This is a genomic window from Paenibacillus gorillae (assembly GCF_000513275.1).
Classification (GTDB): domain Bacteria; phylum Bacillota; class Bacilli; order Paenibacillales; family Paenibacillaceae; genus Pristimantibacillus; species Pristimantibacillus gorillae.
The window spans coordinates 37560-64133 of the sequence record NZ_CBVJ010000046.1; the positions used below are offsets into that span (position 1 = coordinate 37560).

At 50.4% G+C, this 26574-nt stretch carries 26 protein-coding genes, 1 pseudogene and 1 riboswitch; of the genes and pseudogenes, 1 reads left to right on the top strand and 26 read right to left on the bottom strand.

Annotated features, from left to right (window positions below; translation table 11 throughout):
• The first annotated feature begins 212 nt into the window (after positions 1-212).
• On the top strand, positions 213-1805 hold the full coding sequence (gene serA, locus TY10_RS08675) for a phosphoglycerate dehydrogenase (protein ID WP_042162608.1): 1593 nt from the start codon (positions 213-215) through the stop codon (positions 1803-1805).
• Between the two features lie 197 nt (positions 1806-2002).
• Here the strand turns inward: serA and TY10_RS08680 are convergent, their stop codons facing one another.
• From TY10_RS08680 to TY10_RS08805, 26 genes and pseudogenes are all read right to left on the bottom strand, one after another.
• Positions 2003-3463: an ATP-binding protein gene (locus tag TY10_RS08680; protein WP_042162609.1), complete on the bottom strand. Its 1461-nt coding sequence runs from the start codon at positions 3461-3463 to the stop codon at positions 2003-2005.
• Positions 3463-4178 (bottom strand): annotated as a pseudogene (locus TY10_RS08685) (response regulator transcription factor). Before TY10_RS08685 ends, TY10_RS08680 begins: the two are co-directional and overlap by 1 nt.
• A gap of 43 nt (positions 4179-4221) precedes the next feature.
• Positions 4222-5481 carry a cytochrome c biogenesis protein CcsA gene (gene ccsA / locus TY10_RS08690; RefSeq protein WP_042162610.1) on the bottom strand — a complete coding sequence of 420 codons (1260 nt, stop codon included), beginning with the start codon at positions 5479-5481 and terminating at the stop codon, positions 4222-4224.
• Positions 5478-7142, bottom strand: a complete 1665-nt coding sequence (gene resB / locus TY10_RS08695; RefSeq protein WP_042162611.1) for a cytochrome c biogenesis protein ResB — start codon at positions 7140-7142, stop codon at positions 5478-5480. Before resB ends, ccsA begins: the two co-directional genes overlap by 4 nt.
• Positions 7143-7153: 11 nt before the next feature.
• Positions 7154-7684 carry a thiol-disulfide oxidoreductase ResA gene (gene resA, locus TY10_RS08700; RefSeq protein ID WP_042162612.1) on the bottom strand — a complete coding sequence of 177 codons (531 nt, stop codon included), beginning with the start codon at positions 7682-7684 and terminating at the stop codon, positions 7154-7156.
• A 96-nt stretch (positions 7685-7780) separates the two neighbouring features.
• Positions 7781-8521, bottom strand: a complete 741-nt coding sequence (locus TY10_RS08705) for a pseudouridine synthase (RefSeq protein WP_042162685.1) — start codon at positions 8519-8521, stop codon at positions 7781-7783.
• Positions 8522-8575: 54 nt separating this feature from the next.
• Positions 8576-9109 (bottom strand): spore maturation protein, encoded by a 534-nt coding sequence (locus TY10_RS08710; RefSeq protein ID WP_042162613.1) that lies wholly within the window; start codon positions 9107-9109, stop codon positions 8576-8578.
• Entirely contained in the window at positions 9102-9797 is a 696-nt protein-coding gene (locus tag TY10_RS08715; RefSeq protein WP_042162614.1) for a nucleoside recognition domain-containing protein, read from the bottom strand. The genes TY10_RS08710 and TY10_RS08715 overlap by 8 nt, the downstream gene beginning before the upstream one ends.
• A gap of 18 nt (positions 9798-9815) precedes the next feature.
• The gene (locus TY10_RS08720; protein WP_052350443.1) at positions 9816-10997 is read right to left on the bottom strand and encodes a D-alanyl-D-alanine carboxypeptidase family protein; all 1182 of its coding nucleotides are present in this window, start codon (positions 10995-10997) and stop codon (positions 9816-9818) included.
• 139 nt (positions 10998-11136) lie between these two features.
• Positions 11137-11595: a GerW family sporulation protein gene (gene ytfJ / locus TY10_RS08725; RefSeq protein WP_042162615.1), complete on the bottom strand. Its 459-nt coding sequence runs from the start codon at positions 11593-11595 to the stop codon at positions 11137-11139.
• Positions 11596-11689: 94 nt separating this feature from the next.
• Complete coding sequence (locus TY10_RS08730; protein ID WP_042162616.1) at positions 11690-12379, bottom strand: DUF2953 domain-containing protein; 690 nt, start codon at positions 12377-12379, stop codon at positions 11690-11692.
• 175 nt (positions 12380-12554) lie between these two features.
• Positions 12555-13181: an SMC-Scp complex subunit ScpB gene (gene scpB / locus TY10_RS08735; protein ID WP_042162617.1), complete on the bottom strand. Its 627-nt coding sequence runs from the start codon at positions 13179-13181 to the stop codon at positions 12555-12557.
• Positions 13150-13929, bottom strand: coding sequence for a segregation and condensation protein A (locus TY10_RS08740; protein ID WP_042162618.1), 780 nt, complete (start codon positions 13927-13929; stop codon positions 13150-13152). Before TY10_RS08740 ends, scpB begins: the two co-directional genes overlap by 32 nt.
• Before the next feature lie 31 nt (positions 13930-13960).
• Positions 13961-14431 carry a 6,7-dimethyl-8-ribityllumazine synthase gene (ribH, locus tag TY10_RS08745; protein ID WP_042162619.1) on the bottom strand — a complete coding sequence of 157 codons (471 nt, stop codon included), beginning with the start codon at positions 14429-14431 and terminating at the stop codon, positions 13961-13963.
• A 53-nt stretch (positions 14432-14484) separates the two neighbouring features.
• A complete protein-coding gene (locus tag TY10_RS08750; protein ID WP_042162620.1) occupies positions 14485-15729 on the bottom strand; it encodes a bifunctional 3,4-dihydroxy-2-butanone-4-phosphate synthase/GTP cyclohydrolase II in 1245 nt (414 codons plus the stop codon).
• Between the two features lie 44 nt (positions 15730-15773).
• Positions 15774-16454: a riboflavin synthase gene (gene ribE / locus TY10_RS08755; protein WP_042162621.1), complete on the bottom strand. Its 681-nt coding sequence runs from the start codon at positions 16452-16454 to the stop codon at positions 15774-15776.
• 15 nt (positions 16455-16469) lie between these two features.
• Entirely contained in the window at positions 16470-17576 is a 1107-nt protein-coding gene (gene ribD, locus TY10_RS08760; RefSeq protein WP_042162622.1) for a bifunctional diaminohydroxyphosphoribosylaminopyrimidine deaminase/5-amino-6-(5-phosphoribosylamino)uracil reductase RibD, read from the bottom strand.
• 157 nt (positions 17577-17733) lie between these two features.
• Positions 17734-17938, bottom strand: a riboswitch (FMN riboswitch).
• A gap of 219 nt (positions 17939-18157) precedes the next feature.
• A complete protein-coding gene (locus TY10_RS08765; protein WP_042162623.1) occupies positions 18158-18589 on the bottom strand; it encodes a peptidylprolyl isomerase in 432 nt (143 codons plus the stop codon).
• Positions 18590-18643: 54 nt separating this feature from the next.
• Entirely contained in the window at positions 18644-19975 is a 1332-nt protein-coding gene (gene lysA, locus TY10_RS08770; protein WP_042162624.1) for a diaminopimelate decarboxylase, read from the bottom strand.
• 144 nt (positions 19976-20119) lie between these two features.
• Entirely contained in the window at positions 20120-21772 is a 1653-nt protein-coding gene (locus TY10_RS08775) for a spore germination protein (protein ID WP_042162625.1), read from the bottom strand.
• A gap of 34 nt (positions 21773-21806) precedes the next feature.
• Positions 21807-22247, bottom strand: a complete 441-nt coding sequence (locus TY10_RS08780) for a stage V sporulation protein AB (RefSeq protein WP_420329390.1) — start codon at positions 22245-22247, stop codon at positions 21807-21809.
• Entirely contained in the window at positions 22228-22878 is a 651-nt protein-coding gene (locus TY10_RS08785) for a stage V sporulation protein AA (protein ID WP_042162627.1), read from the bottom strand. Before TY10_RS08785 ends, TY10_RS08780 begins: the two co-directional genes overlap by 20 nt.
• A 106-nt stretch (positions 22879-22984) precedes the next feature.
• On the bottom strand, positions 22985-23743 hold the full coding sequence (gene sigF, locus TY10_RS08790) for an RNA polymerase sporulation sigma factor SigF (protein WP_042162628.1): 759 nt from the start codon (positions 23741-23743) through the stop codon (positions 22985-22987).
• A 19-nt stretch (positions 23744-23762) separates the two neighbouring features.
• Positions 23763-24191, bottom strand: coding sequence for an anti-sigma F factor (gene spoIIAB, locus TY10_RS08795; RefSeq protein WP_042162687.1), 429 nt, complete (start codon positions 24189-24191; stop codon positions 23763-23765).
• A gap of 14 nt (positions 24192-24205) precedes the next feature.
• Positions 24206-24559, bottom strand: coding sequence for an anti-sigma F factor antagonist (gene spoIIAA, locus TY10_RS08800; protein WP_042162629.1), 354 nt, complete (start codon positions 24557-24559; stop codon positions 24206-24208).
• Between the two features lie 140 nt (positions 24560-24699).
• On the bottom strand, positions 24700-25878 hold the full coding sequence (locus TY10_RS08805; protein ID WP_042162630.1) for a D-alanyl-D-alanine carboxypeptidase family protein: 1179 nt from the start codon (positions 25876-25878) through the stop codon (positions 24700-24702).
• Between the last annotated feature and the right edge of the window lie 696 nt (positions 25879-26574).

A 26574-nucleotide genomic window follows, 5' to 3' on the forward strand; every position in this document is an offset into this window, starting at 1 on the left:
TTTGAGCAAGTTGAGCATTGCAATTGAACGCCCTATTGCTATAAAATAGAAAAGGTTGTCCATAACGATTTAAGTCGAACTATGACGGTTATTTAAGGCGAACCTTTTCGTCCGGCTCTCGCATTTTCGTGCAGAGACGGGATTTTTTGTTTTCTCGCCTTTCATATGAAATTAATTGAATTCATGCAAAACGTTTAGGAGGCAATCTGCATATGTTTAAAGTTCTTGTATCCGACCCGATCAGCGATTTAGGCATTCAACAGCTTGTTGAAGCAGCGGATGTCACTGTCGACAAAAAACCCGGACTAAGCGAAGACGAGCTTGTCGCCATTATTGGTGAATATGACGCTCTTCTCGTTCGCAGCCAGACGCGCGTTACGCCGCGCATTATGGAAGCCGGCAAAAAGTTGAAAGTTGTTGGACGTGCTGGCGTTGGCGTCGACAATATCGATTTGGGAGCAGCGACGCAATACGGCATCATCGTTATCAATGCCCCTGACGGCAACACGATTACAACTTGCGAGCATACTTTCGCCATGATTATGGCCGTTGCCCGCCACATCCCGCAAGCTTATGCAAAAACGGTAAGCGGTGTATGGGACCGTAAATCCTTCCTCGGCGTAGAGCTCCGCAACAAGGTGCTCGGCGTAATGGGCATGGGACGTATCGGCAGCGAGGTTGCGCTTCGCGCTAAAGCGTTTGGTATGGAAATTATGGGCTATGACCCGTTCATGACAGAAGAACGCGCAGAGAAGCTTGGCATCAAGCTTGCAACTGTGGATGAAATCGTACGGAATGCTGACTTTATGACGGTGCACACGCCACTGACGGCTGAAACGCGCCATATGATCGGCAAAAAACAGTTTGAAGTAATGAAACCAGGCATGCGTATCGTGAACTGTGCACGCGGCGGCATCATCGACGAGCTTGCGCTTGTTGAAGCGATTGACAATGGTGTTGTAGCTGGCGCTGCGTTCGACGTGTTCGAGGTTGAACCGCCAGCCGCTGATCATCCGTTCCTGACTCATCCGAAAATCATCGTGACTCCGCATCTTGGCGCTTCGACTGTTGAAGCTCAAGAAAATGTAGCGATCGACGTGTCGGAGCAAGTGCTTCACATTCTGCGTGACGAGCCGTTCAGCAATGCTGTCAACATGCCTCCGATCCCAGCGAACCTTGCTAGCCAGCTTCAGCCTTACTATGCGTTAGGCGAGAAACTGGGCAACTTCATCGCTCAAATTACGGACGGCCCTGTTCAAGAAATTACAGTTGGCTACTCCGGTGAGCTTGCAGAGGTTGATACACAGCCGCTCACCCGTTACATTGTGAAAGGCGTGCTGTCGCATCATCTTGGCGCTGAGAATGTCAACGTCGTCAACTCCTTGCATTTAGCTAAAGAGCGTGATGTGAACATCGTCGTTAATAAATCGCATGCTGCGAAAGACTTTACGAACCTTGTGTCCGTATCGCTTCGCACGAAGAAAGAAGAACGCAACGCAGCAGGCACATTGCTGACTGGCTACGGTCCGCGTATCGTACAAATCGATAAGTTCCCTGTCGATGTTACGCCGGAAGGCAACCTGATACTGATCTCGCACAACGACAAACCGGGCATCATTGGCCGCGTCGGCACGCTGCTGGGCACGAATGACGTGAACATCGCGACGATGCAAGTAGGCCGCCAGCTTGTCGGCGGATCCGCTATCATGGTTCTGACCGTTGATAAAGGCGCTGACAAAGCGATTCTGGAGCAATTGGTATCGTTGTCTGACCTGAACTCGGCGAAAGAAATTACGCTGAATTAATCGAAATCGAATAGATTGCATGACGAGACATCCCTCACACAGACCAAGCTGAAATAGCTGGTTTATGCGAGGGATGTCTTTTTGTTTCCTATTTGCGTCGTTTTGTAACATCGCTCACATCGGTTTGTTCCACGAGCAACAAGATTATTTCTGTTGTTTCAACAAAAAAGCGCTCCTCGTAAGGAGCGCCATGACAGCTATTGTCTAATTTCGACAGGCAGCAGCAGCGTAAAGGTCGTACCTTTTCCAAGCACGCTGTCGACCTCAATGCGGCCGTGATGCTGAGTGATAATGTTCTTAACAATGGCCAGCCCCAAGCCCGTACCGCCTGATGAACCGCGTTTCCGGGCTTTATCCGCTTTGTAGAACCTCTCGAATATATAAGGCACGTCTTCACTTGGAATGCCTTGTCCTTCATCCTTCACCTTCAGCAGCACATAGCCGAGTCCGTTAATGTCCGCTCGCTCGCCCGAGATTGTTATCGACTTGCCAGGAGGCGTGTGCCGCAATGCGTTGTCCAGCAGATTAGTCATCACTTGCTCGATCCGGTCCTCGTCTGCACCCATGACCGCAAGCGGCTGTTTAGGCAAGCCAGCAATGAGGGAAACGTCTCGCTCCTTGGCGTATACCTGAAATTTACGGTGAACTCTTTTTACAACTTGCCGTAAATCAACCTGCTGGAGGTTAAGCTCGACATGCCCCGCTTCCATCCTAGCCATGTCGAGGAAGTCGTTCACGAGCCTGCCCATACGCAGTGATTCGTCATAAATGACTTGAACAAGCTCTTTACGCTCCTCCGGCGTAGCGACGATGTCGTCCAGCAACGCCTCGCTATAGCCTTGAAGCATAGACAGCGGCGTTCGAATCTCATGCGATACGTTGGCGACGAAATCCCGGCGCAGCTTCTCCAGCTTATGCTCCTCGGTCACGTTACGAATTACTGCGACTGCCCCCCGGCTAATGCCGTCAGTCTTTAGCGGCGCCATCGCAACAGACCAGACGTTGTTATGGACTTGAACCTTATGGGCGGCATCTCGTCCTTCTTGAAGCACAGTCTGGAAAGTATCCCGAAGCGGCCCCGGCACACCGGCAAATTCGCCGTCTTCCATGTCATCATGCCAGGAGCGTTCGATATCGGACCATCTGCCGAGCAGCATTTGCCCAGGAGGGTTGGTCAGAATAACTTTCCCCTCTGCGTCAAAGGTAATAACCGCATCACCCATCGAACGCAGTATGCTCGACAGATGCTCCTTCTCATGGCTTAAGTCATGGATCAATTTTTCAAGCTGGCCAGTCATATGGTTAAACGTATTGGCAAGTTGGCCGATTTCATCGGACGATACGATGTTGACGCGAGTCCGGTAATCGCCCTGCGAAATGGAATCAGCAGCCTTCTTCAATTGAAGGAGCGGCTGCTGAATTTTGGAAGATAGAAAGAAAGCAAAGAAGGTCGACAATAGAAAGCCGATAATGCCGACCACGATAAACACAACTTTAATTTTCCGCTGATTATCCACAAACGCCATATCGATATATTGCAGAAGGAATACGCCAAGGATAATGAGGACAAGGGCGACGAGCAGCATAATCGTCCCCCACAGCTTGCCCACGACGCTATGCAGCAAATTGCTTAGCCAGCTTTTCCGGAAAAACGCCATTACTTCGGAACCTCAAGCTTATAGCCGACGCCCCATACCGTCGTAATCATCGAAGCAGCATCCGCCGACACTTTGTTCAGCTTCTCACGAAGCCTTTTCACATGGGTATCTACCGTACGGAGATCACCGAAAAACTCATAGTTCCATACATCCTTCAGCAGCTCTTCACGCGAAAACACCTTATCAGGCGATACCGCCAAATAATGAAGCAGCTCGTATTCCTTAGGAGTCAGGCTCACTTCCTGGCCCCCAGCCGTCACACGGTGCGCATCATGCTCAATTACGAGATGCGGGAATACGATATTGTTGCTGGAGTTGATCTCCTTCGTCAAGAAAGCGGTAGCCGATGAACGGCGTAGTATCGCCTTCACCCGGTAGATGACTTCTCTAGGACTGAATGGCTTCACGACATAATCGTCAGCGCCTACTTCGAAGCCTTGAACCCGGTTCATCTCCTCGCCTTTTGCGGTAAGCATAATGACCGGCGTCGCTTTTACTTGACGCAGTCTGGAGCATACCTCCACGCCGTCAATGCCCGGAAGCATGACGTCAAGCAGGATGAGGGCGTAGTCCGTTGCTGTCGCGAGGCGCAGCGCTGTTTCTCCGTCCTCCGCTTCATCAATGACATAGCCTTCTTTCTCCAAATACATTTTCAACAGGCGGCGAATCCGTCCTCATCATCAACGACCAGAATACGGCTGGCAAAGTCGGACATATTGGAATGCTCCTTTCCATTCTTCTCAAGTTAGTTGTAATTTCTAAACGCCTGCATAGGAGTGCAAGCCTGCAATAATAAGGTTAACGCCAATCAGTGTGAACAAAATAACGACGAAGCCGATAACCGCCAGCCACGCGGAACGTTTCCCCTGCCAGCCGCGCGACAGTCTAAAGTGCAAATAGGCACTGTAATACAACCAGGATATGAGCGCCCAGACCTCTTTCGGATCCCAGCCCCAGAACCTGCCCCACGCTTTCTCGGCCCATATCATCGCAAAGATGAGAGCGCCTAAAGTAAAGATTGGGAAGCCTATTGCAATAGCACGATAGCTGATTTCGTCCAGATCTTCCGGATCAATGCCATCCATCAGCGGATGAATGACAGCTGCGAGCGGCTTACGGAAAGCCAGACGAAGAAGACCATATAGAATTGAACCCGCAATGACAGACCAGATTACCGTGTTGAGCTTCCGTCCGGCATTAACACCGTTCATCCAATAGGGTGCTTCAAATACGGCATTGTCCATTCCTAAAAATGAATCGACCGATTCAGCTTGGCTGTTGTAAGGCTTCACGATCGGCGGCAGCGTATAATCTACCGTCTCCTGCTTCGTCGATTCAACGCCTTTGCTGTCAATGACCGACTTTTCCTGAACGAAGTGCGCTTCGTAGCCCATTCCTCTGAATGCGAATATCGCAACGACGAAACCGACGACGACAATAATCGTATAAAGAGAAAACTCTACCCAGAAATGCCCTCGCTTCGCTTTTTTCGACTTATCGGTAAAATCAACGACGCGAAGCAGATACATGAGGCCTGCTGCAAAACCGACTGCGAAGAATGCTTCGCCTAGTGCTGCGGTCGTAACGTGAATTTTGAGCCAGATGCTGTCTAGTGCAGGAATAAGCGGCTGTACCTCCTGCGGGAACACTGCCGCATAAGCGATGACGATAACGGTCAAAGGCAGAGCGAACATCCCGAGCAGCGGTTTTTTATAAATCGCATAGACGACCGTGAACGCGATCATAATAGCCATGCCTAGAAACGTAATGAATTCGTACATATTGCTCGTTGGAATTTGCTTGCTTCCGATCCAACGGGTGAAGAAAAATGTCAAATGGCCAATCAGACCAAGCGAGGAAGTAACAAAGGCAATGCGCCCCCACTTCTTCTCGTGCTTCTCAGGGTCGCGATTGCTCCATTTCTTGCCTGCAATTGCAATAACGTAGAACAGAAATGCAAAGCAGTAAAGGAAGAATGCAACGACAAACGCATCGCTGCTGAAATCGATTAAACTCACGCGTTATTCCCTCCGTTATCAAGCGACTTTGGATCTACAGTAATGCCTTGCTGGCGAAGTGCTGCCGCGACATCCGCACGCATGCCATACCAATTCTTGTTCGTATGCGCACCGAGAGACAACTGTCCATTATCAATGCGGAGCCAAATGCGCCGGTGCTGCCAGTACGAGCCCATCAGCAATCCAATCATAGAAATCGTCGCGCCGATCCATACGTACGGCAGAGCCTTATCCATACGGACGTTCAAATACGTGGAAGCTTCTGAGAAATCTACATTTTCCATACCCTGCACTTTGATTTCCAGCTTGTCCGCGATCGAGGCGTTCAGCTGATCCTGGCCGAACTTTTCCTTGTCCTTCTGCATTGGGAAGTACATATAAGGCTGTCCCTTTTCGGGCAGGCCCGGTCCGGTAATCAGGAAAATAAAGGCCGGGGCATTGGGCTCGCGGCTGAGTGTTACAGGCTCGCCGTCGTCACCTACCGCGAATTCCATATAGTTCGCAACCAGCTTTAAATGATAGACTCCCAAATCATATTCGAGCGGCGCATCCTTCATCGGCAAATCGAAGGGGCCGTACGTCTCGCCGGTTGCTTTGTTAATCAGTACCGGCTTGACTCCTTTCAGCTTGGGCGTTACATCATAGTCGAACTGATAGAGCTTCAAGCCTTTGTATTGCAGCGGACTGTTGACAGCAATATTATGCCGCTCAACCTCACGCAACTCAGGCTTGGCTGACGTATCTCCGCACTGGCTTTCGCAGGTGTAAAGCACCGCTTTCGTCTCATAAAGCTTGGCGCGGGCTTTCCCTTTCAGCTCCTCTGGCAGTTCATCGTCGGAGTAGTAGGTCACTGTAAATTTCTCGTTCTTCACATAGTAATTCGTATCATCAATATGAACGATATCGCCGTCAGGTATCGTTACATATTTATCCATCTGCCAGCCTGGAATACCTCTTGCCAGAATAGCCAGCAAGAATAGGATTAGGCCGATGTGGTTAATGTAAGGTCCCCATCTGCTGAAACGGTTTTTCTCTGCCAGCAGCGCCGTCCCGTCCGAGTAAATCCGGTAGCGCTTACGCTTTAGCTGATTGCCGAAGCTTTGCACCCACTCTTCTGCACTACCGTCAATTTGAGAAGCGTACACCGTCTTTTGACGATTAATGAATCTCAGATGCTTGCGGACCTGCTGCTTGCTAAGCGCGCGATACAGCGGCAGAACACGGTCGAGACTGCAAATGACGAGTGAGGTTCCGATCATAACGAGCAGCGTTATGAACCACCAGGATTCATAAGTATGCGACAATCCCAGCTTATAATAAATCTGGCCGGGAATCCCGTATTGCTCCTTATAGTAGGTGGACGGCTCGAAATTGTTTAAGAACGAATCCTCTTGCGGATAAATCGTTCCGAGAGTCGCAGAAACGAGCGTCAAAACAATTAAATAAACGGCGATTTTGACCGAGGAGAAAAAATTCCATACCCGGTCGATGATGCTTGGATTGCTCTTCTGCGAACGGCGGGCAACCCCGTCATAACGCATTTCAAGAGGTGTGTCCGATTCGGCATTCTCCATCAGAGGCTTGCCGCAGCTTTCGCAGAGCACCGTACCTACAGCATTCTGATGCCCGCATTCGCATTTCGTGTTATGTAGCGATAACACCGTGAAACCTCCTAATACTTCAGCAGCTCAATAACCCGCTCATCAATATCCTGTTCCGTCATGCCGCCGACCTTGATCTCCATGATCTTTCCGTCGGGCTTCACGAAAAATGTCGTTGGATATGACCTTAGCCCATAGCTGCGTTCCGTCTTCTTGTTGACATCTCTTAAGATGGGATAGTTCAGCTCGAAGCGGCGGACGAAATTGTTGACCGTCAGCGTATCCTCGCTCAAGTTGATTGCCAATATTTCCAGACCCTCGTCCTTCCATTTGGCGAACTGCCGCTCGAACTCCGGCATCTCCTTTACGCATGGCGGACAAAATGTGCCCCAGAAATTGATGACAACTGCTTTACCCTTATAGTCCGACAATTGATGCGTATTGCCTTGCAAATCGACAAGCGTAAAGTCTGGCGGTGTTCCGCCGACCTTCGGTATGCCGTCCTCTTTGGCTGCGAACAGGCTCGTGCCGATCGCATAACCTCCGACTATTAATACGGCAAGCAAAATAACGATTTGAACGGGTCTTCGGTACTTGCCCATCTTGCCTTCACCTGCATTTCATTCTTTGTCAGCTTTGCAATTTGAATAGTTCCATTATAACGAAAATTGGGCGGCAATTACCGTTGCCGCCGTTTACTATTTATGAATTTTGTGTGTCTTGCGCGCTGCTTCCCGCAGCTCTTTCACTTCTACCGGGGTCAAATGCCGGAACTGTCCCCGAGCCATATTATGCAAGCCCAGATCGCCAAACTTGACCCTCCGAAGCCGAATGACAGGGTGCTTAATTGCATCAAACATACGGCGGACCTGACGGTTGCGCCCCTCATAGATCGTAATTCGGATCGTGGACTGCTTCCCTTCAGGATCAACGTCCTGGTATTCTGCTTCGGCAGGTGCGGTCATGCCATCTTCAAGCATTACACCCTTCTTAAGCTGGTCAAGCAGAGAACCATGCGGTACACCTTCTACTGTTGCATAATATGTCTTAGGTACATGATGACTCGGATGCGTCAACAGGTTGGCGAATTCGCCATCATTCGTAAGCAGCAGAAGCCCTTCCGTATCGTAATCGAGCCGCCCTACCGGATAGACTCTCTCTCGAATGCCGGGCAAAAAATCAGCCACCACTTTGCGCCCTTGCGGATCCTTTGCGCTCGTGATGACACCTTTAGGTTTATTGAGCATCAAATAAACTTTTTTCTCGCTTCGGATGGGCTTGCCATTAACAGTAATGACATCGGTTGCCGAATCCGCTTTGACGCCAAGGGTCGTTACTTTCTCTCCATTCACTTCCACCTGGCCCGCCAAAATCATTTCTTCGCATTTGCGCCGGGATGCGATGCCCGCTTGCGCTAATATTTTTTGTAAACGTTCCAATGCTTTCACCTCAAACTCCATCATACCGATATGGAGAGCAAAGCACAAGCAATGTTAACCAAATATGTACAAGCAAATCATAATTGCCGCAATAAATCCGACCAGATCGGAAAAAAGGCCAACTTTCAGAGCATATCTAGACTTTCTGATACCGATCGCGCCGAAGTATACAGTCAATACATAAAGGGTTGTGTCCGTACTTCCTTGGATCGTAGAAGCGATGCGGCCGATCATGGAATCAGGTCCATGCGTCTGAATAAGATCGGCAGTAAAAGCAAGTGAGCCCGCTCCTGTCAGAGGCCTGAGAATGCCCAGCGGCAGTATTTCACTAGGAACATGCAGCCAATCGAACAAGGGCTGAACGGCCCCCAGCATCATATCCATCGCGCCTGATGCGCGAAACATGCTAATCGCAACCATCATGCCGACCAGATGAGGAATAATATTAATCGCAGTGCCGAAGCCGTCTTTGGCACCCTCGACAAAGGTTTCGTAAACCGGAACTTTGCGAAAAGCCGCATATAAAGGAATGAATACGATAATAGCAGGAATTAGCCATGAAGAGGCGCGTGTAAAGAGCTCAAGCAATCGTTCCACCTCCCGGCGAGGCGGCGGACAGACTATCGGCTGCCGGATGCTGTACCGCATGCGTCTTGTCTATCTTTCTCTTCCTTTTATTTATGGAAGGCGGCGGCGCCGATTTACTGCGGCGGCGGTACCAGCGGTCGGCAGCAATTGCTGCTCCGGTAGCGATAATTGTGGCCGCAAGCGTTGTCCCGACAATTTCAGTCGGGTTGGCAGAGCCGTAATTCATTCGGATCGCAATTAACGTGGTCGGGATGAGCGTTATACTGGAGGTATTCAGCGCCAGCAGCGTACACATGGCAGGCGTGGCGGTCTGAGGATCCGGGTTCAGCTTTTGCAATTCCTGCATTGCCTTGATTCCCATCGGCGTAGCCGCATTGCCAAGTCCAAATAAGTTGGCACTCAGATTACTCATAATATAGCCTAGTGCGGGATGATTTTTTGGAACATCGGGAAAAAGCAGCCGGACGACAGGGCTGAGCAGCCGTGCCAGCTTCTTAAGCAGCCCTGCATCGTCAGCAATACGCATCATACCTAACCAAAATACCATAATGCTGATAAGCCCGAAACTTACAGTGACGCCCGACTTGGCGCCATCGAAAGCGGCTTGCGTAACGGCGTCAATCTGACCGTTCGCCGCCGCCGCTATTACGCTTACTACGATAAAAAACAACCATATCCAGTTTACCACTGTGGCCGCCTCCCCCAATTAGCCGAATAATGCGTTAACGACTGATACCAGCGATTGAATAAATGCTGGTTTTCCGTTACTGCTGTATTGCGCTTTCTTATAATCTGCAAGAGCAGATTTGGTCATCGGCTGCTTTTCCGGCAAATGAAGACGTCTGCTGCCGTTCTCATAAATCGGAATCGCGGCGACCTTGTCCCCATTCAAATACCATTCAACGGTACCCCGTTCCCCTAACGCAAAGCGCGTTGAATTCGCATCCTCGACAACCAGCTTAGATTGCAGGCTTTCATTTTCAGACAGCGGATATTGGAAGGTCTGACCGATTATATACGGATAGCCGGCAAGCTCTTGCCCTTTGCTGGTGATTTCTACAAGAGGGTAATAGTTAAAGCCCCAATCCAGCATCGCCCGGTGATCATTCCAGTCATCGCCATCGTTAATCGTTACTGCTGCGAGCTGCTGGCCGTTACGCGTTGCGGAGCTTACCAGACACCGGAAGCTTAGCTTGGTATATCCGGTTTTGACCCCGTCAGCACCTTCGTACATCGTCAGCATTTTGTTTTTGTTTTTCCAGCTGTATTGCCAATTTTCATGCGGATTAGGTGCCGTCTTCACCTTCGTGCTGACGATCTCGGCGAATACCGGATTACGCAGCGCATATGCCGTCAGCTTGGCCAAATCGTTAGCAGACGAGTAGTGCCCGTCCTCATCCAGTCCATGGGGATTTTTGAACTGGCTATTTTCCAATCCCAGCAATTGAGCCTTCTCATTCATCAGAAGCACGAAGCCTTCCTCCGAACCGCCAACATGCTCAGAAATCGCTGTCGCTGCATCGTTGCCTGAGCGAAGCATAAGCCCATACAGCATATTAAGCAGTGTCATTTCTTCCCCCAGCTCCAAATAAATCGAAGAGCCTTCCCGATGCGCTGCGCGTTTGCTCGTCTTAACCGTATCTGACAGCTTGCCATGCTCGATAGCAACGATCGCCGTCATAATTTTGGTCAAGCTGGCAATACGCATTTGCTTATCTCCATCTTCGCTGTAGAGCAATCTCCCTGATTTGACATCTATCAAAGCGGAAGCCTTTGCATTAGTCTTGAGCGGTTTTATTTCAGCGTTTGCCGTCTTCTGAAAGCTTGTCCCGGCAAGCAGCGCTGCAAGAAACAATATGGGCAGCCGCCGCAGCTGTCTTCGTAACATAAGTACTGCAGCTCCTTTCGTTGTCAGTTCTGGATGCAAAATTAACAGTCTTGTACATCTATATGCGTTACGGGGCCAAAACAGACTTTACAGTGATCTTGAAATGAAAAACTGCCCTTTCGGGCAGTCATTCCCTCATTTAGATAAGGGTATCGCTTCCGTCCGATATATAATCATGGGATCGGGATGGCGACTTCATCATGGATTGAACTTTATCGAATACCTGCGGTGCAGAATCGATAATACGCTCCAGCAAATGCGTCTGATTGTCCAGCGGAACGACTCTAACGCCTTGCGTGCCTACAACGAGAAAAGCGATTGGCGTAATGGATACACCGCCGCCGCTGCCCCCGCCAAAAGGAAGAGAAACAGAAGCATTATGGTTATGCCCGTCCGATTGCGACGCGCCTTCGGAGCCGTCCATACGGATATCACTGCCGCCGGCTACAAAACCGAAGCCAACTTTGGATATTGGCATAATAATGCTGCCGTCCGGCGTCTGTACCGGGTCGCCAACAATCGTATTTACGTCCACCATTTCCTTAATGTTTTCCATTGCTGTTTGCATTAAGCCTTGAATTGGATGTTCAGCAGCCATGTTGTTGAAGCCTCCTCTTTGCGCTTATAGGATAAGGACTTACCTACGCTTTTTGTATTGTGCACAGTTTGAGACGGAGTATGTACGTTTGCGTTTAAGCCTTGGACAATATATTCTGCCACTCCTTCACACCTCCTTTTGACTTTTTCGCACTTCTCAGTAAATGAATGCCTGCAACGATGGCATGGCCAAAGCGAATTTGTGCCGTACATGACCATTCTGTCGAAAACGAAGCTTTACTATAGTTTGGCTGCACCTGCAGCTGCGGATCTGCCTTCAGTCTAAGCAATTGCGACATGATGCCCAGCATCGTCGTTTTGACTGACCATACCCCGCCTGTCGCCATTGCTGTCCACATCGCATCACCGACGCCGATCTCTGTCGCCCAATACCACTGCTTCAATTGTACCTTGCTTAACGTCTGCTTCACCCAGCTTGGCAAATGGCTCGTCAATTGAATAACTTGCTTAAACGTTTCTATACCTTTCATGACCCGCTCAAATCCTACTTCGTCATCCTTTTCCTGCGTGCTGATCATTCCCGCCCCGCTGCCCGTCATTTCTTGATGCAGCTTGAATACACGTCCATAAAACTCTACAGTCGGGATATGCATTTGATAGCTGACCAATCCGAACAAGCCTTTTACATCAAATTCAATATCGTCATTGCTGCCTGTCTTGCGAATATGCCCGTGGATCACGATCGGGGAAACGTACACAATTATCAAGAGGAGCAGCAAAAAAAGAACGGCCGCCGTAATCCAGCCGTAAAGGGAACCGTACATCCATGCTTCCTCCGTTTTCCGAAATTGGGTTTATCTTATTATGACAAAAAACAAGCCCGCTTTATTCAGCGGACTTGTTTGCATTGTATAAACTCACCAAAAAGCTGCTAGTTTGGATTGTGCTTAATAGACAGAAAAAGCCGTCGAGATAAATCTCGACAGCCTGTGTTCCGTTCTATTCAACATGCTTGTTCTCGGAAATCGGTATAAACTCATCAATCGTCGTCTGTCTTTCGCCAAGACGCTCGAACAGCATTTGCGTTTGCTCCTCCAGCGCCTCTTCCATGTCCACCTGTTTCGGTTCGGGCAATGACTTAATGCTTGGCAGGCCGAAATAATCTAAAAATGATTTCGTCGTTCCGTAAAGAATCGGCCGTCCAATTGCCTCCGCCCTTCCTACTTCTTCAATTAAATCTTTGGACACGAGCGACTGGATCGCTCTGTCACTCTTAACGCCCCGAATCTCTTCGATGTCGATTCGTGTAATCGGCTGCCTATAAGCTACAATCGACAGCGTCTCAAGCGCAGCTTGCGACAGCTGGGAACGGGTAGGCGTGTAAGCCATCCGCTCGAAGTAATCGGCATGATCCGGATGCGTCGTAAGCCGGTAGGAGCCAGCAACTTCCGCAACCTGAATGCCCCGCTCCTCACGCGCTAAATCCCGGTGCAGCTCATACACGAGATCGGCAGCCAGATCGGCGTCCAGCTGCATAATATCGGCTAGCTGGCGCTTGTTCAATCCCTCATCGCCGGCCATAAAGAGCAAGCCCTCAATAATCGACTTCAATTTCGGATAATCCACTGTCCGCAGCTTCCCCTCTCCAATGAATGACGATATCTTCGAATAAAGTGTGCTGGAAGCAGCGAATATGTTTCATTTTCATCAACTCCAGAATGGCTAGAAACGTAACGACGACCTCATGCTTGTCCATATTCTCACGGATAAGCTTGGAGAATCGCACCGTCTCAAACTGGCGCAGCACCTCAACGATATCGCGAATGCGGTCCTTTACCGATATTTCATCCCTTTGAACAGTCGCTACGATATTGCGGCGCGCCGCTCTGCGAATCGCCCGCTGGAACGCGGCAACAATATCAGAGACGTGAAGCCCTTCAAGCGGGTTCACGTCTTCCTTCTTCAAGTAGGGTGTCATATCGTCAGGCTCGCGTGAATAGACGAGGCTCCGCTCCAGCTCCTTCTCCCGGAGCTGTTCGGCAATCTGCTTGAACTTCCGGTATTCAACGAGCTTCTGGATCAGCTCATCGCGCGGGTCAAGTCCGTCATCCTGCCAATCTTCATATTCATCCTCAAATACGGGAGGCTTCGGCAGCAGCTGCTTGCTCTTTATCGACAGCAGCGTGGCTGCCATCACAAGAAATTCGCTCGTCACGTCCAGCTCCAGCTCTTTCATTGCATGCAAATATTCCATGTATTGATCGGTAATCTCGCTGATCGATACTTCATGGATATCAATCTCAGCCTTGTCGATGAGATGCAGCAGCAAATCGAGCGGCCCTTCGAATGATTCAAGCTTGTAAAGCACTGTCACTTCGTATTTCCTCCCGGCAATTGTCTATCCCTTAATTATGCAGCATTTTCGTTAAATTTGCCATCTCAATTGCAGATGCTGCTGCTTCATAGCCTTTGTTGCCGGCTTTTGTGCCTGCACGCTCAATCGCTTGCTCGATAGAATCGACTGTCAACACGCCGAAAATTGTCGGTACGCCAGTCTTCAGCGCAATTGCCGCAACACCTTTCGCCGCCTCATTGCAGACGAAATCGAAATGCGGCGTTGACCCTCTGATAACAGCGCCAAGTGTTATAACCGCATCGTATTTACCGCTCTCTGCCATTTTTTGCGCGATCAGCGGAATTTCGAATGCCCCCGGCACCCATGCAACTTCTACATCGCTGTCCTGTGCCCCGTGACGCTTGAACGCATCAAGTGCTCCGCCCAGCAGCTTGCTGGAAATAAACTCGTTGAATCTGCCTACTACAACTCCAAATTTCAAACCTTCCGATACTAAATGTCCCTCATATACATGCGGCATAATTAATTTCCTCCCATTAATCGTTTCTTTTATAGTGGTTATTGCTGGTGTCGTTATTGCTGTTCTTGCCCTTCAAAACGAAGCAGATGCCCCAGCTTAGATTGCTTGGTGCGCAAGTAGCCGTTATTGCTTTCATTCGCTTCCATCTGAATCGGCACCCGCTCTACGACTTCGAGTCCGTAGCCTTCGAGCCCTTTGATCTTACGAGGATTATTCGTCAGCAATCGCATTTTGCGCACGCCAAGATCCTTCAGTATTTGCGCGCCGATACCGTAATCCCGCAAATCTGGCGCAAAACCAAGCTTCAAGTTCGCATCGACTGTATCGAGTCCCTGCTCCTGAAGCGCATAAGCCTTAAGCTTATTGATTAAGCCGATTCCCCGGCCTTCCTGGCGCATATAAAGCAGCACGCCCGAGCCTTCTGCATCGATTTGCTTCAGAGCTGCGTCCAGCTGTGGACCGCAATCGCAGCGGTGCGAATGAAAGACGTCGCCGGTCAAGCATTCCGAGTGCACACGGACTAGTACTGGCTTTGAACTATCGATTTCGCCCTTCACCAGCGCAACATGCTCTTTTCCGTCTAACTCATTCGTGAAAGCGACTGCGCGGAACACGCCGAAATCGGTTGGCAAGTTTACTTCGACTGCACGCTCCACAAGCTTTTCCGTTTCATTGCGATACTCAATCAGCCCTTGGATCGTAATGAGCTTTAAGCCATGCTTTTCTTTAAACGCGGCAAGCTGAGGCATTCTAGCCATCGTGCCGTCTTCGTTAATAATTTCACAGATGACGCCTACCGGTTCGGAGTTGCAAAGCTTCGCCAAATCGATTGCAGCTTCTGTATGTCCAGCTCTTCTGAGCACCCCGCCATCCTTCGCAATGAGCGGGAAGATATGTCCCGGCTTCCGATAGTCGCCGGCTTTCGTCTCCGGATTGAGCAGCGATTTGACCGTCTCAGAGCGTTCAAATGCCGAGATTCCCGTCGTTGTCGAAATATGATCGACCGATACCGTAAAGGCCGTACCGTGATAATCCGTATTTTGAGCAACCATCGGAGGCAAATCAAGCAGCTCAGCACGCTCCTGTGTCAGCGGCACACATACAAGCCCTCTTGCTTCCGTGATCATAAAGTTGATAACTTCCGGCGTCGCTTTCTCACCCAAGGCGATCAGATCGCCTTCATTCTCGCGATCCTCATCGTCTACAACGATGACAGGCTTACCGTCCAGCAGATCCTTCAATGCTGCTTCAATCGTATCAAACAAGCCTTCTTGCAGCAGTTCTTCTTGTCGGCTCATTCTGCATCCCTCCTCATCGCTCTATCTTCTGCAACCCGTCTCTCTTATATAAATCCGTTTTCGCTTAAAAAAGCAGCCGTCAGTTTTCCATTTCCGCTTTTTGCCGGAGATGCGGCGCCATGTGAATCGCCTTTGCCGAAATGAAGCAGATGATCCACATATTTGCCGATAACGTCGCATTCGATATTGATCGTCTCTCCCGGCTTTTTGCCGAGAAGCGCAGTCTCCTTAAGCGTATGCGGGATGATGGAAACCGAGAAGCCATCCTTGCCGGCGTCAATGACCGTCAGGCTGATACCGTCAATAGTGACGGAGCCCTTCGGAATGATGTAACGCAGCAGGTCGCTGTCAGCCAGCCGGATCGTGAACACGACGGCATTCGCATATGGCTCCCTGCCCGTTATAACACCGGTTCCGTCCACATGCCCTTGCACAATATGTCCGCCAAAGCGTCCGCCCGCAAGCATCGCACGTTCCAAATTGACAGCCTGCCCGGGACGAAGACGATCCAGATTCGATTTGCGGTACGTTTCCGGCATAACGTCTGCGGTGAAAGAGCCTTTGGCATATTCCGTCACAGTCAGACACACGCCGTTAACCGATATACTGTCGCCCAGAGCCACGCCGTCCGTTACGACGGATGCTTCTATCGTCAGCACCATCGCCTCGCCCCGCTTCGACGCCTGACGCATCGTGCCGACTTCCTCGATAAGCCCAGTAAACATGGGCAGCCCTCCTAACTACTGTTGACTATATGTCGGATAACCAGCAATGCATATATCTTCGCCCGCCATCTCCACTGCTACACGTTCCAGCTCAATGGCTTGCGCCATTTTCTCAAAGCCGTCGAAAGTGAATGTTCCCGGAGCTTGCAGACCGCCGATAATTTTGGTTGCCATATAGATCATGATTTTGTCGATAAGTCCCGCTTTCAGCATCGCACCGTTCAGCTTTCCTCCGCCCTCAAGCAGGATAGAGCCGATTTCCGCTTCGCCTAGCTTTCTCATCGCTTCCTTCAGATCAACATGCTCGCCTTCGCCAGCTCTTACAAGCTCCACGCCAGCAGCTTCCAGCGCAGCTCCTTTGGCTTGATCCGCTCCCTCTGTCGTCAGCACGAGGGTACGAGCCGAACGATCGGTTACCACTCTGGCATCCAGCGGAAGTCTCAGCTTGCTGTCGACAATGATGCGTACCGGATGAATGGCCGGTACCTCAGCCCTTGTCGTCAGCATCGGATCGTCAGCAAGCACTGTCCCGATACCGACCATAATCGCTTCATGCTGATGACGCAGCGTATGAACCTGCTCCCGGGCTGCAGCGCCGGTAATCCAGCGGCTGTCGCCAGTAAGGGAAGCGATCTTACCGTCCAGCGTGCTTGCCGTCTTCAACGTGACGAAAGGCAGCTTTGTCGTAATGTATTTGTTGAATTTCTCGTTCATGGAACGAGATTTCTCCTCCAGCAAGCCAACCGTAACATCAATTCCGGATTCCCGAAGCCTTTCCAGACCGCGGCCCGCCACTTGCGGGTTAGGATCTGTAGCGGCAACGACGACGCGGGCTGCTTTGGCCGCGATTATCCGCTCGCAGCATGGAGGCGTTTTGCCGAAATGGCTGCATGGCTCCAGCGTCACATAGACGGTTGCTCCCTCTGCTTCGTCTCCTGCCATCTGCAGAGCGTGCACCTCAGCATGCCCGGTTCCCCGCTTCAGATGCGTGCCGACCCCGATGATTCGGCCTTCCTTCACAACGACGCAGCCTACTACCGGATTAATGCCGGTCTGTCCTGCCGCTTTTGCAGCCAGCTCAAGCGCAAGACCCATATAGTAAGAATCATTCAAAACTTCCATGAACGCAAAAACACCCCAATCGGCTGAGTTCGCCAAACGGGGTGACAGGTGATGAGACTGCTTCGATTGCATAACGAATAGATCAATTCAAACAAACCTATATCACTTGTGAAAACCGACACAAGCAAATAAGCATGTTGGATATGCATGCGAATCAGATCTCCTTCTCCCATCCAGACTTTACTGTCGGTCCCGGATTTGCACCAGGTCCACCGTTCCGTGCCAGTTGTGCGCGCTAGCGCTCCAATGTGGTACAGCCCGGGTCACGGACTGACGAGCGGCGCTGCACAGAGGTTGACCCCAAATGCCCGCATCGCCCGATCACCGCCGGTTGGGACTTTCACCCGACCCCGAAGGAAAACTGCTATTTTAAATTGATACTGCTAATGTTCAAATCATGCCATTCTGCAGCGTTAATGTCAAACTGCAACAAGAACGATTACATTGATGAAATGTTACCACTGTAAAAATGAAATTGCAAGGTTTTTCATCTCTCGAAAGTTTAGCTGCTAACAAAAAGACTGCGACGTAAGGGTTGTCCCCTTGCGTCGCAGTCTTATGAAAGCGCTCGTTAAAGTGAATTAAGCTTCGTACACTTCAACTTTTTGCATTTTATCGCGGCCTTTGAATGCATCTACATGCTCCATGCCTTTGCTTACTTTACCGAAAACGGTATGTTGACCGTCCAGGTGCGGTTGCGGCTGGTAACCGATATAGAACTGGCTGCCGCCGGTGTTACGGCCAGCATGCGCCATTGCAAGGCTTCCGCGCTCATGCTTGTTCGGGTTGATCTCGCAATTGATTTGGTAGCCAGGGCCGCCAGTACCACTGCCGTTAGGGCAGCCGCCTTGAGCGACAAAGCCTGGAATAACACGGTGGAATACGAGACCGTTATAGAAACCATCGTTAGCCAGCTTCTCAAAGTTAGCTACTGTGTTGGGAGCGTCTTGATCAAACAGGTCGATTACGACCTCTGCGCCGTTTTCTAATGTGATTTTTGCTTGTTTTGCCATGTGTAAACATCAACCTTTCTGCATCGAATAACTCTACGTTACCAAATTTCGCCCTTACTTCGCAAGTTCTGCTTTGCGAAGGCGTGCTGGAATAACGTCGTTAACGACAATATTGTCGAGTGATTCGCGTTGAACAGCCAGGTCAGCTTGCCCGTCTTTAACAAATACAACAGCCGGACGGCGGATACGGTTGTAGTTGCTCGCCATTGCATAGTTGTATGCGCCTGTGCAGAATACAGCGAGCAGGTCGCCGATATTTGCTTTCGGCAACTCCAGGTCAATAATCAGCTTGTCGCCGCTCTCGCAAGCTTTGCCTGCAACTGTAACGGTCTCTTCATTCGCTTCGTTAGCACGGTTCGCCAGTATCGCTTCATATACGGATTGGTACAGTGCCGGACGCGGATTGTCAGTCATGCCGCCGTCAACCGCGATATATTTGCGCACGCCCGGGATTTCCTTCGCTGTGCCGACTGTGTACAATGTCGTGCCCGCGTCACCGACCATACTGCGGCCCGGCTCGACCCAAATTTCAGGAAGCGGGAATTCTGCAGCCGTGAAGTTCGTAATGATTGCATCGGTAATAGCACCAACATATTGCGCAATTGGAAGCGGAGTGTCGCCTTCCACATAACGGATGCCGAAGCCTCCGCCAAGGTTGACAACTTGGAAAGTCAGACCCAGTTCATTGCGGATCTCAACTGCAAACTGCGAAACTTTGTTAACAGCCATACGGAAGCCGTCCACTTCGAAAATTTGCGAGCCGATATGCGAGTGAACGCCAAGCACTTCTAGGTTGGCAAGCGCAAGCGCTTCTTGAATCGCTTTCTTAGCTGCGCCATTCGCAAGGTCAAAGCCGAACTTGGAATCCTGTTGTCCAGTCGAAATGTATTCATGTGTATGCGCCTCTACACCTGGCGTAATACGAAGCAAAATCTTAACAGTCAGACCTTTTTCCGCAGCCAGTGCGTTGAGAAGGTGCAGCTCGACAAAGTTATCAACAACGAAGCAGCCAATGCCCGCTTCAAGCGCCATGTTGATCTCGTCAGGCGTTTTGTTGTTGCCGTGGAAGTGGATACGCTCGACCGGGAAGCCGGCTTGCAGAGCCGTATACAGTTCGCCGTCGGATACGACGTCAAGGGAGAGTCCTTCCTGCTCTGCAATCGCGCACATCGCCATAACGCTAAACGCTTTGCTCGCATAAGCAACTTGGAATTTCAGGCCGGAAGCTTTGAACGCCTCCACGTATTCGGATGCACGCTGGCGCACAAGCGCCTCGTCAACGATATATAGCGGCGTACCGAACTCCTTCGCCAGATCGGTCGTGTCGACACCGCCGATTTCCAAATGCCCTTTGGCATTGATTTTGCTCGTTCCATGCAAATACATTTAATTATCCCCCTCGGATTTCTTCTATCCCAATGGATAGAGTACGAATCGATGCGATTCGAACGAATATCAACAGTATATCGCAATATATCGCCGAGAGAAATGGATAATTTCACAATTCATTTGCACTTTTTTTAGCCTAAATCATCTGCGGCGAGGCATCTTGTCCATCTGCTGCGGGCGAAGCAGATTTGGCCTTGTCCGGTTTTTCAGCACCGGCTGGCGTACGATAATGTTCCACATTGCCCTTGGGTCGAATGGAATGAACGGCCACATGTAAGGTCTGTTGAACGAGCGTTCCATACAGAGCACCATCATTACAGCAGTCGTTGCAATCATAAAGCCCGGCACCTGGAAGGCGGCGACTGCAACGATCAGCAAGAGCCGCACGATACGGTTGGCAAGCCCAAGCTCATAGCTCGGCGTGGCGAACATGCCGATCGCGGCGATGGCCATATAGAGCACAACTTCATTGATGAACAGCCCGGTTTTTACCGCTATGTCCCCGATCATAATCGCCGCGACCAACGACATTGCCGTTGCCAGCGAAGTAGGCGTATGGACGGAAGCCATCCTCAGCAAATCGACGCCGATCTCCACGAGCAGAAACTGGAGAACAAGCGGCATCATGCCTGTCTTTTGCGGACCCAGAAAAGAAAGAACGGCCGGCTTAAGCTCCGGATGCATGACGAACAGCAGCCACATCGGAAGCAGAAACAGCGAAGCGAAAATCCCGAGAAATCGAACCCAGCGCAAATAGGTTCCGATAAAAGGCGTCTGCCGGTTTTCTTCCGCATGCTGCACCAGATCGAAGAAAGTCGTCGGCAAAATCATGACGCTGGGCGACGTGTCGACAAAGACAGTGACGTTGCCTTCAAGCAAATGAGCAGCGACGACATCCGGCCGCTCCGAATAACGAACTAGCGGATAAGGGTTCCAGCCCCGCTTCACGGTAGCCTCCTCCAGCTGCTTGTCCGCGAGCGGCAAACCGTCGATTTCGACGAGGCTAATTTTGTCTTTGATCGATTTCAGCAGTTCTTTGTCTACCAGGTCATCGATGTACGCGATACAAATGTCCGATTGCGTCCGTTCTCCCACTCTTACGAGCTCATAGCGAAGGTGAGTATCGCGCAGCCTTCTGCGCACGAGCGAAATATTGACCATCAGCGTCTCGGTGAATCCGTCCCTGCTTCCCCTCACTACCCGTTCAAGAGATGGCTCCTCCGGACCCCGTGACGGAAAGTTTTTGGCATCGATGACGAGCGCAGTCGATTCCTTGTCGATGAAAAAAGCGGTGTCACCGGACATGACATGGGTCAGCACGTCGTTCCAATCGTCAACAGGCGTCACCTGCGCAGCGGGAACATACAGATCAAAGAAGGATCGAAAGGCATGGCCGGACAGCTCATCCGGATGCAGATAAGTCAGCCTCTTCAAAATATCAGTCAGCAGCACGCTTTGCGAAAGGCCGTTCATGAAAAACATCGCGGTCCGGTGCTCCCCGAACGTCATCTCGCGGACGACGATATCAAAGCTTGTTTTGTAGCCGATATCATGGGTCAACCGTTCCAGCACCTCATCCAGACTGCTAGGAATGGCCGAGACCTTCTGCTCTTTGGTCCCGCTTTGGCTGCCGCCTTTGGATGGGCCATTCGTTTGTTTATATTCGGATTGAGAATTTTGGGCTGCACCCGGAGATAAGCCCGTCTCCTCATTCAACTGCTCCCTCGGCACATAGCCTGCCGGCGGCATAGGCTCTGAATCGCTGCCTTGCCGCTCTTTATCGAAATCCGTCATGCTGCTTAGCCCCCTTCATTTCGTCATCTGCAAATTACCATTGATAGTAGAACCAATCAAATAGCGAACCGATCGTTTTGCCAAGCACCATTGCCATCACGAGACTAACTAAATAGCCGGAAAGATTCATTCGTTTGGCTAGTATCGGCAGCACATTCATGACCTCCGTGAGCGCTGCCGCCAGCATGCCGACAAAGATGCCTTCCAACAGCCCCGCTGGTATTAGAAAAGCTGCTTTAGGCAGCGCAAGCCGCCAATCGAGAAAATCGGCGAACGTCCAGTACATCGCTCCTCCAACAATCGCGGTCTCGAACCAGGCCGACATCCGGTAGGCTCGCGCCACCTGTGCCAATCGCGGAACCAGATCGAATACAATCAGCAATGCGACCAACCCGCTGCCGACGGCCAGCCCGCCAGACAAACCGATTAGCGCAGCGAGCAAATTGCGGGCAAGATCAATGATCATCGGTGGCATGCCCTTCGCTCGTACTATTTTTTTTGCGCATCTCGTCGGCGATGACGTAGGCATTTACATTTTCCTGATACGTATACAACTCCACTTCAAGCGGATTCGGCTCTTCATTGAAACGCTTGCGGAACAAATGATTGAAGAACAGGATCATCCCGAGACCGATGCCGAGCGAGTAAGGAATTTGAAACCAGAGAGGATGTTCTGTTCTTTCTCCGGTTATGAGCTCCACGATTCGGATATGAACCTCTCTCATACTGACGTCAGTATGAAAGTTCATAATCGCCAGCCCCGCACCGAAAAATAACAGCAGCCAGGCGAACAGCAGCACAACAATGCGCGGCTTCACCGGCTTCTCGGATACCATGATCAGCACCTGCGGATCGCCGTAAGCTTCGACGGTAAGACTGGGTTCAGCCTCTCGAATCGCTTTGACGATCTGCAGCAGGTCGATAACGACCCGGTTCCCGTCCGCCTTCGCATGGCGATACAGCACAAGATCCCCGAGACGCTGCTCCTGCTCGTCATTGGCAGCCAGCAGCCGGGCCACTTGTCCTAGCGTTACTTTATGTCTGGGACGAATCGAAATTCGTTTTTTGAGACGCAGATAGAGAGCCGATTGACGGGGTACGTCCATCTGTCATCATTCCTAACGTATTGGATTCACTTCCCTTTTAGTATGAGAAAAGGAGACGGCGGATAGTCATGCTTATCTAGGTAAAAAATTGAAAAGACCAAACCGCCTATTGGGCGATTTGGTCTCGAATGGACTGTAATATTTTTTTCTCCAGCCGCGATACCTGAACTTGGGAAATGCCCAGTCTGCTTGCTACCTCAGATTGCGTCTTATCCCGGTAATACCGCAGATAGACGATCAGCCGCTCCCGCTCGTTGAGGCCTTCGATCGCTTCCACCAGCGCCAGCTTATCGAACCAGCGCTCCTGGGAATCATCCGCAATCTGGTCCATCAGCGTAATGGGATCACCGTCATTCTCGAATACCGTCTCATGAATCGAGGTTGGCGGCTTATTCGCTTCTTGGGCGAACACGACATCCTCCGGAGTGATTCCAAGGCGCTCCGCGACCTCGCTAATCGTCGGCAGGCGCCCAAGCGTTTTGGACAGCTCATCCTTCATCTTCCGTACTTTGTTCGCCGTTTCCTTAAGTGAGCGGCTCACCTTAAGCGTGCCGTCATCGCGTAAAAACCGCTGTATTTCCCCGATAATCATCGGGACCGCATAGGTAGAAAACTTCACGTCATAGGACAAATCGAATTTGTCCACGGACTTCAATAGTCCGATACAGCCGATCTGGAACAAATCCTCCGGTTCGTAGCCGCGGTTGATAAACCGCTGCACGACCGACCATACGAGCCGGATATTGCATTGCACGAGCGTATCTCTTGCCAACGTGTCGCCAGACTGGCTTAGCGCTATAAGCCGCTTTACTTCTGCGTCATCCAAATACGGCTGAGCCGTTTGCTTCTTCAAATCGACATCCATGAGGTTCAACCCCTATGCGCTAGTTGTATAGCGCTTTTTTCGATTCGATTCGTTTCAGCATCGACAGACGGGTGCCCCCGCCAAGATCGCTGGAAACCTCGAAACGGTCCATAAAATTTTCCATAATCGTAAAACCCATGCCCGAGCGCTCGAGCTCCGGCTTCGACGTATAAAGCGGCTGGCGGGCCAAATCCAAATCCTCAATGCCGTGTCCTTTATCGCTGATAATAATGGATACGGAGTCACCTTCAATCGAGGCTTCAATCGTTACTTTGCCGGAAGGGTCACTATCATAGCCATGAATTATGGCATTAGTTACTGCTTCCGACACCGCGGTTTTCAAATCATTCAGCTCCTCCAATGTCGGATCAAGCTGAGATACGAAGGACGCGATAGCAACGCGTGCAAAAGCTTCATTCTCCGAGCGCGCGCTAAAGGTTAGCGTCATTTCATTCCGTCCGTTCACGAGACCACCTCCAGACTTGATATCGCTGTTCGCTCATTGTCATGAATCTCCAATATTTTGAACAGGCCTGACATTTCGAACAGCCGATACACATTCGGATTTACATCGCAGACGACCATCTTGCCGCCTTTGCTTTTCACCTGCTTGTACCTGCCGAGGATGACGCCGAGCCCGGAGCTGTCCATAAATTGCAGCTCTTTCAAGCTTAAGAGAATATGAACGCTCGAGCCGCGGGCGATCGCTTCCTCCATTTTGTACCGGACGACATCGGCGGTATGATGGTCAAGCTCTCCTCGCAGACGTACGATAAGCACGTTCCGGTAATGCTCCAATTCCGCTTGCAAACTCATTATCGCTGTTCATCTCCTTCTGCTACGCATTTGGATCGAACTAGCATTTCTCCAAGCTGAAGCCCGTTTCCTGCATGGCGACAAAACTAGAAGCATACCGCTAGAAGGCGACAATTTACGCCGGAGTATTTATCGGAAACCTAAGTAAATAATCCGCCTAATGAGCGTTGGAGCATTTTCCACCAGCCTGCTCTGTCAATCGATTGCGGTGCGTCTACAGGAAATTCCTTAAGCACTTGATCGCCCTGGAAGACGATCAGCTTGCCGATCGGCTGGCCGATCTTCACCGGCGCTTTCAACGGCTCAAGCTGCAGCTCGTAACGGATATCCGTCGTAGGTGTTCCTTTTTTCAACAGCACGCTGTACTGATGTTTGGCAACAATTGGCATCTGGGCGACAGCGCCCTTCTCGATGTTGACATTGCCCATCGCATCGCCTTCTTTAAAGATCGAATGGGTCATGTACTGGGCAAAAGCGTAATCGAACATCTGCGCCACTTCATTGTTTCTTGTTTTCGTATTTGGTTCGCCCATCACGACAGCGATGATCCGCAGATCATCACGTCTAGCGGTAGCGGATAAGCAAAATTTCGCCTCGCTTGTAAAGCCGGTTTTCAGCCCGTCTGCGCCGCTATAAAAGCGAACCAGCTTGTTCGTATTCACAAGCCAGAATGGCTTCTCCGATGTTTTCCGGAGATAATCCTGGTAGAGCCCCGTGTACTTCGTAATTTCCGAATGCTTGAGCAATTCTCTCGACATTACCGCTATATCATGGGCAGAAGAGTAATGATCAGTTGTCGGCAAGCCGTTGCAATTGGCAAAATGGGTATCCTTCAGCCCAAGCTGCTGCGCTTTTTCATTCATTTTCGCTACAAACTGCTGCTCCGTGCCGGCCAGCTTCTCTGCCATCGCTACGGATGCGTCATTGCCAGATGCCAGCGCAATTCCTTTAATCATGTCGTCTACCGTCATTTCCTCACCGGGCTCTAGAAAAATTTGCGATCCGCCCATCGAGGATGCATATTCGCTGGCCTGAACTTTGTCCGTCAGCTTAATCGTTCCGTCGTCAATGGCTTCCATAATAAGAAGCATCGTCATAATTTTCGTAATACTCGCAGGCGGCAGTTTATCATTGCTGTTTTTTTCATAGATGATCGTGCCGCTGTCTGCATCCATCAAGATCGCTGATCTAGCGGAAGGAGCCAGGTCGGCGGCCGAGCCCGCATTCGCCGGTGCTTTCTCTTCAGCGAATGCCGCGATAGGCATCGCCATACATAGTGCGGCTGCTAGTAGAAATAGTCTCATACATCGTTTTTTCATGGCAGGTCCCTCCAAAAGATGATGCGGCCAGGGATGACCGCAATTCGGCTAATTTTTCCTCTACAGTGTCGGCTTGTTTGTAGAAAATTATTCCACGTTTGAAATAATATCCGGGAGTGCAGCAGTAAAGCTTGGGATCACTGCGTGAAGTAACCCCGGGTCACTGCGTGTTTTGGTCCATGCTGACGTTCTTGATCCATTCCCCCATCGCTTACACGATGAATAATGAATCGAATCTGCAAAATGTCAGCCTGCACTCAAAACACTCCGTTCACCCTGAGTGCAAGTGCAACGCACACAAAATAAACACTTCAGTGCTTGCTACATTAAGCAGGATTTAGCGTTTCACTAATTTATAGGGTAGTGGTAGCGTTCTGGAATGCTAGCGATCAGCTACCATCATTTTGACTATCATTTACGCGTCGAGAGCAAGGTTGAGAAGGGTAGAAACGAAACAAAATGCAAAAGTGCAGGTTGTCAGCCGTTTTTTCGACGATTTATGGCATCAAAATGTAAAAGTGCAGGTTGATTGGCCTAAAAAGCTTAAAAAAGGCGAAAATCGGCCATTTCAAATGTATTTTTGCATTTTGATAGGTAGATTCGGCCTTTTAAGACTCATCAGCATGTATTTTTACATTTTGATTCTCAGGATGGGTAACCTCAGCAGCTAGTTGTATATACTTAAACGATTCATTG